At 65.2% G+C, this 13,639-nt stretch carries 16 protein-coding genes; 15 read left to right on the forward strand and 1 reads right to left on the reverse strand.

All coding sequences use genetic code 11. The features are described 5' to 3' along the window. The 9 genes from KVY23_RS02645 (at position 1) to KVY23_RS02685 (ending at position 6,874) form a co-directional block, all read left to right on the forward strand. The gene (locus KVY23_RS02645; RefSeq protein ID WP_230555197.1) at positions 1–849 is read left to right on the forward strand and encodes a sugar phosphate isomerase/epimerase; all 849 of its coding nucleotides are present in this window, start codon (positions 1–3) and stop codon (positions 847–849) included. A gap of 80 nt (positions 850–929) precedes the next feature. Continuing rightward, on the forward strand, positions 930–1,577 hold the full coding sequence (locus KVY23_RS02650) for a MerR family transcriptional regulator (protein WP_075839188.1): 648 nt from the start codon (positions 930–932) through the stop codon (positions 1,575–1,577). Next, positions 1,574–2,428 carry a thioesterase family protein gene (locus tag KVY23_RS02655; RefSeq protein WP_230555198.1) on the forward strand — a complete coding sequence of 285 codons (855 nt, stop codon included), beginning with the start codon at positions 1,574–1,576 and terminating at the stop codon, positions 2,426–2,428. Before KVY23_RS02650 ends, KVY23_RS02655 begins: the two co-directional genes overlap by 4 nt. 32 nt (positions 2,429–2,460) lie before the next feature. Further along, the gene (gene proC / locus KVY23_RS02660; RefSeq protein ID WP_206509317.1) at positions 2,461–3,276 is read left to right on the forward strand and encodes a pyrroline-5-carboxylate reductase; all 816 of its coding nucleotides are present in this window, start codon (positions 2,461–2,463) and stop codon (positions 3,274–3,276) included. Positions 3,277–3,403: 127 nt separating this feature from the next. After that, positions 3,404–3,640 carry a helix-turn-helix domain-containing protein gene (locus KVY23_RS02665; protein WP_075839221.1) on the forward strand — a complete coding sequence of 79 codons (237 nt, stop codon included), beginning with the start codon at positions 3,404–3,406 and terminating at the stop codon, positions 3,638–3,640. 211 nt (positions 3,641–3,851) lie between these two features. Continuing rightward, on the forward strand, positions 3,852–3,953 hold the full coding sequence (locus KVY23_RS02670) for a 30S ribosomal protein bS22 (protein WP_003402602.1): 102 nt from the start codon (positions 3,852–3,854) through the stop codon (positions 3,951–3,953). A gap of 241 nt (positions 3,954–4,194) precedes the next feature. After that, positions 4,195–5,265 carry an NAD-dependent epimerase/dehydratase family protein gene (locus tag KVY23_RS02675; RefSeq protein WP_230555277.1) on the forward strand — a complete coding sequence of 357 codons (1,071 nt, stop codon included), beginning with the start codon at positions 4,195–4,197 and terminating at the stop codon, positions 5,263–5,265. Further along, positions 5,262–6,368, forward strand: coding sequence for a lysophospholipid acyltransferase family protein (locus tag KVY23_RS02680; RefSeq protein ID WP_230555199.1), 1,107 nt, complete (start codon positions 5,262–5,264; stop codon positions 6,366–6,368). Before KVY23_RS02675 ends, KVY23_RS02680 begins: the two co-directional genes overlap by 4 nt. 17 nt (positions 6,369–6,385) lie before the next feature. Next, positions 6,386–6,874, forward strand: coding sequence for a GNAT family N-acetyltransferase (locus KVY23_RS02685; RefSeq protein WP_230555200.1), 489 nt, complete (start codon positions 6,386–6,388; stop codon positions 6,872–6,874). A 20-nt stretch (positions 6,875–6,894) separates the two neighbouring features. Here the strand turns inward: KVY23_RS02685 and KVY23_RS02690 are convergent, their stop codons facing one another. Then, complete coding sequence (locus KVY23_RS02690; protein WP_230555278.1) at positions 6,895–7,824, reverse strand: HAD family phosphatase; 930 nt, start codon at positions 7,822–7,824, stop codon at positions 6,895–6,897. Positions 7,825–8,081: 257 nt separating this feature from the next. On the opposite strand from KVY23_RS02690, the gene KVY23_RS02695 reads away from it, so the two are divergent. The 6 genes from KVY23_RS02695 (at position 8,082) to KVY23_RS02720 (ending at position 13,576) form a co-directional block, all read left to right on the forward strand. After that, positions 8,082–8,363, forward strand: coding sequence for a glutaredoxin family protein (locus KVY23_RS02695; RefSeq protein WP_230555201.1), 282 nt, complete (start codon positions 8,082–8,084; stop codon positions 8,361–8,363). Between the two features lie 154 nt (positions 8,364–8,517). Then, the gene (locus KVY23_RS02700) at positions 8,518–9,474 is read left to right on the forward strand and encodes a redox-sensing transcriptional repressor Rex (RefSeq protein ID WP_230555202.1); all 957 of its coding nucleotides are present in this window, start codon (positions 8,518–8,520) and stop codon (positions 9,472–9,474) included. Then, positions 9,471–10,853, forward strand: coding sequence for a glutamyl-tRNA reductase (locus KVY23_RS02705; protein WP_230555203.1), 1,383 nt, complete (start codon positions 9,471–9,473; stop codon positions 10,851–10,853). The genes KVY23_RS02700 and KVY23_RS02705 overlap by 4 nt, the downstream gene beginning before the upstream one ends. After that, positions 10,850–11,854 carry a hydroxymethylbilane synthase gene (gene hemC / locus KVY23_RS02710; protein WP_230555204.1) on the forward strand — a complete coding sequence of 335 codons (1,005 nt, stop codon included), beginning with the start codon at positions 10,850–10,852 and terminating at the stop codon, positions 11,852–11,854. The genes KVY23_RS02705 and hemC overlap by 4 nt, the downstream gene beginning before the upstream one ends. After that, positions 11,847–12,017 (forward strand): hypothetical protein, encoded by a 171-nt coding sequence (locus tag KVY23_RS02715; RefSeq protein WP_230555205.1) that lies wholly within the window; start codon positions 11,847–11,849, stop codon positions 12,015–12,017. Before hemC ends, KVY23_RS02715 begins: the two co-directional genes overlap by 8 nt. Further along, positions 12,014–13,576 (forward strand): bifunctional uroporphyrinogen-III C-methyltransferase/uroporphyrinogen-III synthase, encoded by a 1,563-nt coding sequence (locus KVY23_RS02720; RefSeq protein WP_206509324.1) that lies wholly within the window; start codon positions 12,014–12,016, stop codon positions 13,574–13,576. The genes KVY23_RS02715 and KVY23_RS02720 overlap by 4 nt, the downstream gene beginning before the upstream one ends. Positions 13,577–13,639 lie beyond the last annotated feature (63 nt).

Below are 13,639 nucleotides of genomic sequence, written 5' to 3' on the forward strand. Positions count from 1 at the left end.
GTGGCGAACAAGGATGGTCGCGTTGCGGTAGGGCTGTCCACGGCCTCGGTATATCCGCAGAACACCGAGGCCGCTTTTCGCTACGCCGCAGAACTCGGATACGACGGTGTCGAGTTGATGGTGTGGGCGGAGTCGGTCAGTCAGGATGTCGGCGCAGTCGCCGCGATGGCGCGCAAGTTCGGTGTTCCGGTCCAGGCCATCCATGCGCCCTGTCTGCTGATCTCGCAGCGAGTGTGGGGTGCCGATCCGGCCGCGAAGCTCGAACGGTCGGTGCAGGCGGCCGAGAAGCTCGGTGCGGGCACTGTCGTCATTCATCCACCGTTTCGGTGGCAGAAGAAGTACGCCGAAGGCTTCGGCGAGCAGGTAGCGGAGCTCGAGGACCGGTCGGATGTCGTCGTGGCCGTCGAGAACATGTTCCCCATGCGCGCCGACCGATTCTTCGGGCGAAAGGAGGGATCGGCGGCGAGGTTGCGCAAACGAGGCGGCCCGGGTGCGGCAGTGTCCGCTTTCGCGCCGTCCTACGACCCGACCGATTCCGGTCACGCCCACTACACGCTCGACCTCTCGCACACCGCAACCGCGGGTTCGGATGCGGTGGAGATGATGAACCGCATGGGCGACGGGTTGGCCCACCTGCATCTCGCGGACGGTAGGGGAGCGTCGGTGGACGAGCACCTCATACCCGGCCACGGCAATCAGCCGTGCGCCGAGGTGTGTACGGAGCTGAAGCGACGTGGATTCACCGGGCAAGCAGTGGTCGAGATCAACACTCAGAACGCGCGCACGCTCGCCGAGCGCGCGTCGATGCTCGGGCAGGCTCTGGCTTTTGCTCGGGAGTATTTGAACTGACGCTTGGCGGGGCACGTTCTTCGATGCGCTAAAGTCTTTCGGATACCTTCGCTATCCAATTTGGCCGTCAGGGGGCTTGCATGCGCGTATCCGAGCTCGTTGCCGAATCCGGCGTTCCTCTCGCGACCGTCAAGTACTACCTACGCGAGGGTCTGCTCATGCCCGGCGTAGCCACCAGCGCGACGCAGGCGAGCTACGGCGACGCGCACCTCGAACGACTGGCGCTGATCAAGGCACTCGCAGGAGCCGGTCTGCCGATCGACCGCATTCGAACCGTGCTCGCGCTGATCGAGCACCCCGAATGCTCGCTGTTCGAGTCTCTGGGCCGCGCCATCGCAGCGCTGCCGCCCTACCTCGACGAGGCGACGTCGGCGGAGTTCCCGCGGGCAGAAGCGGCGCTCGACAAGCTCGGTCAGGTGTTCGACCCGCGGTTCGTCGCGGTGGCACAACTCGAGCGAGCTCTCCGGGCGGCAGAGGATGTGGGTATCCCCATGACGGACGAGCGGCTCGAGGTGTACGGGCGACACATCCGCGGTATCGCCGAGTACGACCTCGCGCTGATGCCTGCGAGCGTCGAGGACGCCGTCCCGTACGCCGTCCTCGGCACGGCCATCTACGAGCCGATCATCACCGCGTTGCGACGCCTGGCCCACCAGGACATCGCATCTCCTTCCAATCACCCCCACGACCACCCTCATGACGAGGTCGACGAAAGGCACGAGCAATGACCAGCCCCTTCCGCGCCGCCACGACAGTGCAGACGGTCGAGCGAACCGAGCTGGAAGGCTCCTATTCAGCCGTCATCGGCTCCACCTGGACCATCGGATCCAAGGTGCACGGTGGGACCATGCTCGCCGTCTGCGCTGCAGCCGCGAAAGCACAACTCGGTGAAGGCGCCGACGACGCTGCATCAGACGCCGCAGTACAGCCTCTCGCAGTCAGCGTCACGTACCTCAATGCGCCCGACCCAGGTGAGGTGGCGCTGACCGCCATCGTCCGCAAGCGGGGCAAGCGGGTCTCGCACGTCGATGTCGAAATGACCCAGGGGGAGCGCGTCGCAGTCCGGGCCGTGGTCACACTCGGACGGCCGGATGTCGAGACCCCGCGGCACGAGGTTGCCTCCTCGCTTGCATCCATGCCCGCGGAACCGCCCGCCGACGCCCACGTGATCGGCGGCGACCATCCGATGGCGTCGGTTGTGCACGTCTCCCAGGGCTGCGACATGAGAATCGATCCATCGTCCGCGCACTTCCTGTCGGGCCGCCACGGCGAACTCGAGGTGCGGATGTGGGTGCGCCCGTACGCCGGGGATTCCGCCGATCCGGATACCGCCGTGTACTTCGCGCTGATGACCGGCGACATCTCGGCGCCGGTAACGATGAACCGCGGGATGTTCGGGTGGGCGCCGACGGTGCAGCTGACGACCTATCTACGCAAGCTGCCTGCTCCCGGCTGGCTTCGTGTCGCGGCCAGCAGCACGCTCATCGGCGACACCTGGTTCGAGGAGGACCATCTTGTTCTCGACTCGACCGGTGCGGTCGTCGTGCAGAGTCGACAGCTGGCGATGGTGCCGAGGTAGCGCCAGCCGGAGCCACATCTAGGCTTGGGCGCATGACGAGAATTGCTGTAATCGGAGGCGGACGAATCGGCGAGGCGCTCATCGCCGGACTGCTCGAATCGGGACATGCCGTGCGCGACCTGGTGGTGGCCGAGAAGTACCAGTCGCGCGCCGCCGAGTTGGCGTCGACCTTCGGAATTCTGACGGCGAGCATCGCGGATGCAGCAGAGAACGCCGATGTCATCGTCGTGGCAGTCAAGCCCAGCGACGTCGATTCCGTCGTCACCGAAATTGCCAAGATCGACCTGGACGGAGAGCAGGAGCAGCTGATCGTGTCCCTCGCCGCGGGTGTTCCGACATCGAAGTTCGAGCCGAAGCTGCCCGCGGGCTTCCCCGTGGTCCGGGTCATGCCGAACACCCCGATGCTCGTGGGCGAGGGCGTCAGCGTTCTTGCGCCCGGGAAGTACGCCAAGGCCGAACACATCGAACTCGTGCGGACGATTCTGTCCTCGGTCGGCAAGGTGGTGACGGTGAAGGAGCATCAGCTCGACGCGGTTACCGCGGTCTCGGGTTCAGGACCGGCCTATTTCTTCCTCGTCGCGGAGGCCATGATCGACGCCGGTGTTGCGCTCGGGCTCAGGCGCGATATCGCCTCGGCGCTCGTCGTGCAGACGATGATCGGCTCCGGCGTGATGATGGATCGCTCCGATGAGACTCCGACCGAGCTTCGGTATGCCGTGACGTCCCCGGGTGGGACCACCGCCGCTGCGGTCCGAAAACTGGAACAAAACGGGCTCCGAACAGCGTTTTTCGATGCTTTGGATGCCGCGAAGGCCCGGTCTACTGAGATGGGCGTCACAGCAGAATAAAAATTCAATTGCCTACACCCGTCGCAGTAACCCCATTGGTCCCGCTAAGCTCATAGGTAGCACGTGCGTGTCTGTTCGGCAGGAGGGGAAGCCTGCCGCGCGAGACGTGCCGGAGGTAAGTGGATTGATGGCGCCTGCAAACAAGTCGTCCAAGGGTTCGTCCCCGGACGGTCAGCCAGCGATAGCTGGAACGCAATTCCTCACAGTGGCCGAAGTGGCATCGCTGATGAGGGTGTCCAAGATGACTGTGTACCGCCTGGTGCACAGCGGAGAATTGCCCGCGGTACGAGTGGGTCGATCGTTTCGTGTACACGCCAAGGCTGTGCACGACTACCTCGAGACCTCGTACTTCGACGCGGGCTGAGTAGCGCACAGATAACGACGAGCGAAGTCGAGCCGGTTTCGTGGATCGCTGTCCGCCCCGGTAGGGTGGTACTTCGTCGTGCCGAACATCAGGCGTGCTCGAACCTCGTCGTCGTCGGCGTTCGAGTCGAGCGAAGTGCGAGGCTGCCAGGTAGGCGTACGCAACTTCGCGTGCGCGAAAACGCTAGAGAAGAACGTGAGGAACACCCGCTATGGGTTCAGTGATCAAGAAGCGTCGCAAGCGCATGTCGAAGAAGAAGCACCGCAAGCTGCTTCGTCGCACGAGGGTCCAGCGCAGGAAACTCGGCAAATAGAGCTACTCGGCCGGTAGGGCCGTTTCGGCCACCGTGCCATTTCGAAAAGTCCGTCACCCTTGGTGGTGACGGACTTTTCGTGTCTCTGCGACCAGATGTATCTGTGGTCTTGTATACGCACATATCCTTCCTGCACAGAGTGCCTTTTCGAGTCCGCTCGCATCTCGGTGGTATTCCAGTAAGCTGCAGTTTGCGGCCATCTACGGGGGTGTGAGTGAACTCGAACGAGCGGGGCGTGGCGGTGCCTCAAGTCGTCCTGGTGACGGGAGCCAGCCGCTTTTTGGGCGGCTACCTCGTTACCCGGTTGGCTCAGAACCCGGCCATCGAACGGGTCATCGCTGTGGACTCCGTTTCACCGAGCAAGGATCTCCTGCGCCGCATGGGCCGAGCAGAATTCGTTCGTGCAGACATCCGCAATCCCCTGATCGGCAAGGTCATCAGAAATGCAGGCGTCGACACGGTCGTGCACGCTGCCACCATCACCAAACCGCCGAGGTCCGGTGGCCGCGCCACGATGAAGGATCTCAACGTCATCGGTGCGATGCAGCTGTTCGCGGTGTGCCAGAAGGCGCCCACGGTGCGCAAGGTGGTCCTGCGGTCCTCGTCGTCGGTGTACGGATGCAGCGCCAAGGATCCGGCCAAGTTCACCGAGGAAATGAGTGCCCGACGCCCACCGTCGGGAGCTTTCGCACGCGACACCATCGACATCGAGGGCTATATCCGCGGCATGGGACGTCGTCGACCGGACATCGCTGTCTCGATTCTGCGCATGGCGCCCCTGATCGGGCCGCGGCTCAACGGGACGATTTCTCGCTATATGACGTCTCCGTTGATCCCCAGCATCGTGGGCCGCGACGCCCGCATGCAGTTGCTGCACGAGGAGGATGCGCTCGCCGCGCTCGAGCGGGCAACCGTCAGCGGGCCCGCGGGCACGTTCAACGTCGGCGCCGACGGCACCATCATGCTGTCCCAGGCCATCCGCAGAGCAGGACGTATCGAAGTACCGGTCCCGTTCGCCCTGTTCAAGAGCGTCGGCAGAGCCTTGATGGGCGGGATGATGCGCGAGTTCACCACCGAACAGTTGGACTACTTCCACTTCGGCTGCGGCCTGGACACCACTCGTATGAGATCGGATCTCGGGTTCGAACCCCGATGGACCACCGTTCAGGCCTTCGACGACTTCGTGCGCGGAGCTGCGCTTCGCCCGGTGCTGCGCACCGAGTGGATCGACTCGGTGGAGAGCCGCATGCTCTCGGCTGTCGACGCGACCGCAGGACTCGCATCCGCTGCGACATCAGGACGGAAGAGGTGAACGAGGTGGCGAAGGTGATTCCATTGCACGGCACCGGTTCCGGTCGCCCCCGTCCCGACCGCAAGGCTGCCGACCACAAGCGTTCCGACCAGAAGCGTTCCCACCAGAACGGTGACGACCGGAGCAACGCGGACGCGAGCCGAAGTAGGCATCCGTCCTCGTTCGCGGAGCCGACGCAGCTGATCCCGCCGACGGGGACGGCGTCGGACATCACTGCGTCGCCTGCATCGGCAGATCCCTCTCAGGTCGATGCGGTGAAGGCCAAGATCGTCGAGCAGATCGCCGGCACGGCGGAGTTTCTCCGACGCAGACTTGCCGGCGACTACACCGTCGACGAGTTCGGCTACGACCCGCACTTCGCCGATGCGGTGTGGCTGCCGCTGCTTCGCCCGCTGTTCGACACGTGGTTCAGGGTCGAAGTCAAAGGTGTCGAGAACATCCCGAACGACGGCGGCGCACTCGTCGTCGCCAATCATGCGGGAGTGATACCCGTCGACGCACTGATGACGTCCGTTGCTGTCCGCGATCACCATCCGGCGAATCGTCCACTTCGAATGTTGGCCGCCGACATGGCATTCGAGATGCCCGGCGTCGGTACCATCGCGCGCAAAGCCGGGCACACGCTGGCCTGCAACCCTGATGCCGAGCGTCTGCTTCGGATGGGCGAACTCGCTGCGGTATTCCCGGAGGGGTTCAAGGGGATCGGTAAACCGTTCAGTGAGAGATACAAGCTGCAGCGGTTCGGCCGTGGCGGCTTCGTGTCCGCGGCCTTGAAGACCGGCGCGCCCATCATTCCGTGTTCCATCGTCGGCTCCGAGGAGATCTACCCGAAGATCGGCGACATCACTCCGCTCGCCAGATTGATGGGGATGCCCTACTTCCCGGTGACACCGTTCTTCCCGCACCTCGGTCCGCTCGGACTGATCCCGCTCCCGTCGAAGTGGTACATCGAGTTCGGCAAACCCATCCATACCGACTCCTACGATGCGCAGGCATCCGAGGACCCGATGGTGCTGTTCGAGCTCACCGACCATGTGCGCGAAACCATCCAGCACACCCTGTACCGACTGTTGGCCAAGCGCCGCAACGTCTTCCTCGGCTGAGAGGTAACCTGGCGACGGTGCTGATTCGAGACACCGTCACCGAGGACCTGCCTGCGATCCTCGACATCCACAACGACGCCATCAGGAACACGACGGCGATCTGGGACGAGACCGAGGTCGGCCTCGACGAACGGATGGAGTGGCTGAACGGACGCCTACGTTCCGGTCATCCTGTGTTGACGGCAGTGGTCGACGGCCACGTCGCGGGATATGCCTCGTACGCGCAGTGGCGTCCGAAAAGCGGCTACCGGCTCACCGTCGAGCATTCGGTGTATGTCGCCCCGGGATTTCACCGACGTGGCATCGCCAGCGCGTTGCTGACGGAGTTGATCGAGCGTGCGAGGTCTGCGGGCATCCACGCGCTCGTCGGTGTCATCGAATCGCGCAACACCACGTCCATTGCGCTGCACGAGAAACTCGGATTCGTCACCGTCGGTCAGATGCCCGAGGTGGGTATCAAATTCGGCCGCTGGCTCGACCTGACGCTGATGCAGCGCACCCTCTGACTCGCGAGAAGCTCCGGTGGTCAGGAAGCCCGGCGCCGACCCAATACAGCTGCGAGCCCGCCGCCGACTGCCCCGAGAGCCAATGCCGTCGGTACGCCGATCTTGGCTGCCTTTCGGCCGGTGCGGAAGTCGCGGATTTCCCAGCCGCGGTTCTTGGCGAGTTCACGCAGATCCGCGTCGGGGTTGACGGCCACGGCCGTGCCCACCAGCGAGAGCATTGGCACGTCGTTGTGGCTGTCCGAGTAGGCGGTGCACCGCTTGAGGTTGAGACCTTCCCTGATGGCAAGCGTCCGGACGGCGTGTGCCTTGCCCAGGCCGTGCAGGATATCGCCGACGAGTAGTCCGGTGAAGACTCCGTCCTTGCTCTCGGCGACGGTACCGAGGGCTCCGGTGAGTCCGAGGCGGTCGGCGATGATCTGTGCCAGTTCCAGTGGAGTCGCCGTCACGAGCCACACCTGCTGTCCGGCGTCGAGATGCATCTGCGCCAAAGCCGCTGTGCCGGGCCAGATCTTGTCGGCGATCAATTCGTCGTAGATCTCTTCGCCGAGTGATCGGAGCTCCGCGGTCGGCCTGCCCTTGATGAAGGAGAGTGCTTTCTCGCGACCGCTGGCGACGTCCTCGCTGCTCTCCTTGCCGCTGACTCGGAACTTGACCTGTTGCCATGCGAATTGCGCGAGGTCGCCGCTGGTGAAGTACTTGCGGGCGGCCAGGCCGCGGGCGAAGTGGATGATGGACGCGCCCTGGACCATGGTGTTGTCCACGTCGAAGAATGCGGCGGCTGTCAGATCGAGCGGAACCGCGTTTCCGCTCTCGGCGTGGAGCGCGATGGCGGCGTCGGCACTGGCCTCGCCGGCGACGTTGGCGCGGACCTGCGCGTCGGTCGGCCCGAACGGGTTGCGCAGGCGACGCTTGCGCTGCTTGTCTGCGGTCGGGTCGACGGTGTCGACCATGTCCTCGTCGGGAACGTCCGAAATCGGCAGATCGACCGTCTTCGCGGACTCGTCGGATTCACCGACGACAGGTGTCTCGGAACCCCCGTCGCTCATCACGCGCACCTCCATGCTCGAGCACTTGCCCAACCCTAGTCCCTGGACGTTCGCCGCCCTTGCAGGTGGCGCGAAGGCAAGTTGCTCGCGACCAGGAGAGGGCTGGACCGCAACCCCGCCTGTGACCTTCGTCATATCTGCCGGGGTGCGACAGTGGGGTCATGGAAATTGCCGAACCCTCCGTGGTTCTTCTCACCCGCGCGGGCTGCCATACATGTGTCGTCGAGTTCGACCGGTTGAAGGGGGTGTGCGCGGAGTTCGGCCTGACACCGACGTCCGTCGATGTCGACGAGGCTGCCCGTACGACCCCTGACCTGCGCGCAGAGTACGGTGACCGCGTTCCGGTGGTGCTCGTGGACGGCCGCGAACACAGCTATTGGGAGGTCGACGAAGCTCGACTCCGGGTCGACCTGGCCGCCCGGAGGGGGCCGAAGAACGTGTGATTGCTCTCGCTGCGCAGGTGAGAGGCCCTCTAGCACGCGTGCAGTGACTTTGTTCATTCGTTCACAAGCAGTTACCGTGGTGGAACCAAAGCAGATATGACCAACCGACGGATCAGCGTGAAGACCGGCATCGCAGCCGCTCGGACGAGGAGCCATGAACGTGACCGAAGAGCGCCCGGCCGTGCCGGTTGGTGTCGAACGGTCACCTGGCATCGCCCGCGCAGCGGATTTCAGCCGCTCCGGCAGCCCCGAACGAGTTATTCCACAGGCTACGGTGACGCGTTTGGCGACTTACCTGCGGGTGCTCGGAATACTCGCCGACGACGGAGTTCTGATCGTCTCCAGTGAGGAACTGGCCAACGCGGCTGGTGTCGGTTCGGCCAAACTCCGCAAGGATCTGTCTTTCCTCGGACCCAATGGCGTGCGTGGTGTCGGATACGACGTGATGCGTCTGCGCGCGAAGATCGAGAGTGCTCTGGGACTGGACCGCGGGCACAAAGTAGTGCTCGTCGGCGTCGGCAACCTCGGTGAGGCGCTGGCTCGGTACGGCGGATTCGGGCGTCGCGGATTCTCGATGGTGGGGTTGTTCGACCGCAATCCGGACCGGGTGGGCCTCGACATCGACGGTCTCTTGGTCCAACACGTCGACACACTCGCGCTCGCCTGCCGCGAACTGGAAGCGACGATCGGCGTCATCGCCACCCCGGACGAAGCCGCACAAGCCGTAGCGGCCGAATTCGTTGCGGGCGGGGTCGAGTGCATCCTCAGCTTTTCCCCGGTGACTCTGGACGTGCCGGATCGGGTAGAGGTACGCCGCGTGGACCTAGCCGTCGAGATGCAGGTTCTCTCTTTCAACAGCTCGCGCAACGAAGCCAGCGGCCGTAGCGAAGCCAGCGGCCGTAGCGCAGCCGGTGGCGAGAGCGCACCACCCTCACCGCGAACCGGACCCGCTCGGTTGGGCCGCAGTCGAGGGCCGCGAGTGACGCCGGGGTCGATGCCCGGCACCGGAGTTGGTGCCGGAACCACCATCAGCCCGCCTATCAGTAGCTCGACTGCCGGTAGTTCGACCGTCGGTGGTTCGACCAGAAACGGATCGGTGATTGCACCGTGAGTGTCCTCCTCGTCGGGATTTCGCATCGTAGCGCTCCCGTCGCTGTCCTCGAACGTGTCGCGATCACCGACACCGATCGCCCCAAGCTGACCGACAAGCTGATGGCCAGCGGCAACATTTCCGAGGTCATGGTGGTCTCCACCTGCAACCGCGTCGAGGTGTACGCGGTGGTCGACGCATTCCACGGCGCACTCGCCTCCGTCGGCGAGATCCTGTCTGAGCATTCGGGTCTGCAGGTTCCAGAACTGACCAAGCACGCGTACGTGCGCTACAGCGAGGCCGCAGTCGAGCATCTGTTCGCCGTGGCCAGCGGTCTCGATTCGATGGTGATCGGTGAACAGCAGATCCTCGGGCAGATCCGAGCCGCCTACGCCGCGTCGGACACCCGGCAGGCGTCGGGGCGCGTTCTGCACGAGCTCGCGCAGCAGGCGCTGCGCGTCGGCAAGCGTGTTCACTCCGAGACGGGTATCGACTCCGCTGGCGCATCCGTGGTGTCCGTTGCCCTCGACCGTGCGGCTGCCCTGTTCGGCGGCAGTCTCGGTGGCCGAACTGCGGTCGTGCTCGGCGCTGGTGCGATGGGCGGACTGTCCGTCGCGCACCTCGGTCGCGCCGGTATCGGCCGCTTGATCGTTGTCAACCGCACTCGTGAGCGGGCGCAACACCTGGCGGAGACCGCGATGTCGGCGGGTGTCGATGCGACGGTGACCGATTTCGACGAGCTGGCCGTGGCCCTGTCCGACGCTGACGTCCTCGTCACCTGCACGGGCGCTGTCGGTGCCGTCGTGTCGCTGGCGGATGCTCACACCGCGCTCGCGCAGCGTGAGATGGGTCGGCCGCTCGCAATCTGCGATCTCGGTTTGCCCCGTGACGTCGAATCCGCTGTCGCCGGTCTGCCCGGTGTCAGTGTCTTCGACATGGAGTCGCTTCAGCGAGATCCGGCCGCGGGTGCGGCATCCTCGGATGCATCGGCGGCCCGCGAGATCGTGTCCGCGGAGTTGTCCGGCTACCTCGCCGGCCAGCGTCTCGCCGAGGTGACTCCGACCGTCACCGCCTTGCGTCAGCGCGCGGCGGAGGTCGTCGAGGGCGAGCTGATGCGTCTCGATTCTCGGCTGCCCGGGCTCGATTCACCGCAGCGCGACGAGGTCGCCCGAACGGTCCGCCGCGTGGTGGACAAGCTTCTGCATTCGCCCACAGTGCGCGTCAAGCAACTCGCGACCACCCCGGGTGGCGACTCCTACGCGGCTGCGCTGCGCGAGCTCTTCGAGCTCAGCCCCGGCACAGTCGAGGCGGTTGCAAGCCCGATCGAAATCAACGGAATGGAACTGGTGGACGACTTCACTGCAAGCCGAGTCGATGTCCGGAAAGGACAGGCGGAGTGAGCGAGACAGGTAAGAAGGTTGTCCGGATCGGGACACGCGGGTCGCTGTTGGCGACGACGCAGGCCGACACGGTTCGCCGTGGGTTGATCGCGGCCGGGCTCGAAGCCGAGCTCGTCATCGTCAAGACCGCAGGTGACCTGTCGGCCGCGCCGGTGCAGACCATCGGTGTCGGAGTGTTCACCGCAGCGCTGCGCGAGGCTCTGACCGACGGCAAGGTCGACGTCGCCGTCCACTCGTACAAGGACCTTCCGACGGCTCCCGACGCGCGGTTCGTCATCGCCGCTGTTCCCGAGCGAGAAGATCCGCGCGACGCACTCGTTGCGCGAGACGGTCTTGTACTCGGCGAGTTGCCTGCAGGCTCGCGAATCGGCACTTCCGCTCCCCGGCGTATAGCCCAGCTGCGCGCGCTCGGTCAAGGACTCGACGTGCTGCCGTTGCGCGGCAACCTCGACACTCGCATCGGCAAGGTCGCCTCAGGTGAACTCGACGCCGTGGTCGTGGCCCGCGCAGGTCTGGCGCGCATCGATCGGCTCGACGTCGTCACTGAATCGCTCGACCCAGTGCAGATGCTGCCCGCGCCGGCTCAGGGCGCTCTCGCGATCGAATGCCGCAGGGGCGACACCGATCTCATCGACGTGGTCCGCACGCTCGACGACGCCAACGCGCGAGCGGCTGTCGCCGCCGAACGTGGTTTGCTCGCCGAACTCGAGGCCGGTTGCACGGCCCCCGTAGGCGCGGTAGCCGATGTCGTCGAATCGATCGACGAGGACGGACGGATCTTCGACGAGATCTCGCTGCGCGGATGCGTGGCGGCCATCGACGGCAGCGACTCGATCCGCGCATCCATCGTCGGACCGCTCTCGGGCGCTGAGGAACTCGGCCGCGAGCTGGCCCGCGAGCTACTCGATCTCGGTGCTCGCGACCTCGTGGCGATCACCGAACCGGCGGTTTCCGCACCAGCTACCGATTCAGCGAACACCGGGAGAGCTACCCATGTCTAGGTCGATCACTGCGCCCACGCGCGGACGCGCCAAACACAAAGCCTCCCGGCCACCCGTGCAAGGCGGCAAGATCGCTACCTCGCGGTTGATCCCCAAACGAGGACCCGCGACCGAAATCGAACTGCATTACCCACACAAGACAGCACTGGAGAACAACCGATGAGCCCAGTCCGCAAGAACGCCAACGGACGGATCCTGTTCGTGGGATCCGGGCCAGGGGACCCGGCTCTGCTCACCGTTCGGGCGCGTGAGGTGCTCGGCACCGCCGAGTTGGCCTTCACCGATCCCGACGTCGACAAGGGTGTGGTGGCGCTCGTCGGCAACGACCTGCCTCGCGACCCGGAGACCGGGGAGAACGGAGTCGACGTCCGGCCAGCTCTCGGCGAGCCGGCCGAGGTGGCCAAGACGCTCCTCGCCGAAGCCAAGAACGGTCACGACGTCGTACGGCTCGTCTCCGGAGATCCGCTGACCGCCGATTCCGTTATCGCCGAGGTCAACGCCGTCGCCCGTACTCACGTGCAGTTCGAGGTCCTGCCGGGTCTGCCTTCGGGCTCGGCGGTGCCGAGCTACGCGGGCATGGCGCTCGGCTCGGGGCACACCGAGGCCGACGTGCGCGGCGAGGTCGATTGGGCTGCGCTTGCCGCCGCCCCCGGCCCGTTGGTGTTGCACGCGACCTCGGGGCACCTCGCAGAGACTGCCAGCGCACTCGTCGAGCATGGGTTGGCGCCGCAGACTCCTGCTGCTATCACCGTCCGCGGTACCACTCGTCAGCAGCGCACCGTCGAGGCAACTCTCGCGACACTGAACGACGCGGGAAGCGAGCTGGTCGGATCACTTGTCGTCACTGTCGGCAAGGTTGTTTCCGGACGAAACAAAATGTCGTGGTGGGAATCTCGTGCGCTCTACGGATGGACCGTTCTCGTGCCGCGCACGAAGGACCAGGCAGGCGAGATGAGCGACCGTCTCGTCACGCACGGCGCCATTCCCATCGAGGTGCCGACGATCGCCGTCGAGCCGCCCCGTAGTCCGGCGCAGATGGAACGTTCGGTGAAGGGCTTGGTGGACGGCCGCTACCAGTGGGTCGTCTTCACCTCCACCAACGCGGTGCGCGCAGTGTGGGAGAAGTTCGAGGAGTTCGGCTTGGACGCGCGTGCGTTCTCCGGCGTCAAGATCGCTTGCGTCGGCGAGGCTACTGCAGCCAAGGTGCGCTCGTTCGGCATCAACCCGGAGTTGCTGCCGTCGGGTGATCAGTCCTCGCTGGGTCTGCTCGAGGACTTCCCGCCGTACGACGAGGTGTTCGATCCGGTCAACCGGGTCCTGTTGCCGCGCGCGGATATCGCGACCGAAACGTTGGCCGAGGGTCTGCGTGAGCGCGGCTGGGAGATCGACGACGTCACCGCTTACCGGACGGTGCGTGCCGCACCGCCCGCTGCCGAGACCCGCGAGATGATCAAGACCGGCGGATTCGACGCGGTGTGCTTCACGTCGAGCTCGACTGTCCGCAATCTCGTCGGGATCGCAGGCAAGCCGCATGCGCGCACTCTCGTCGCGTGCATCGGTCCCAAGACCGCTGAGACTGCTGTCGAGTTCGGACTGCGGGTGGATGTGCAGCCGGAGACGGCGCAGGTGGGCCCGCTCATCGAAGCACTCGCCGAGCACGCCGCTCGGTTGCGCGCCGAGGGTGCTCTGCCTCCGCCGCGTAAGAAGTCCCGCAGGCGCTGACGCGCATGTGAGTGGAAATACATAGAGGGCTATGTATTTCCGCTCACATGCCGAACGAAGTGA

Source organism: Rhodococcus sp. I2R (assembly GCF_020889545.1).
Classification (GTDB): Bacteria; Actinomycetota; Actinomycetes; order Mycobacteriales; family Mycobacteriaceae; genus Rhodococcoides.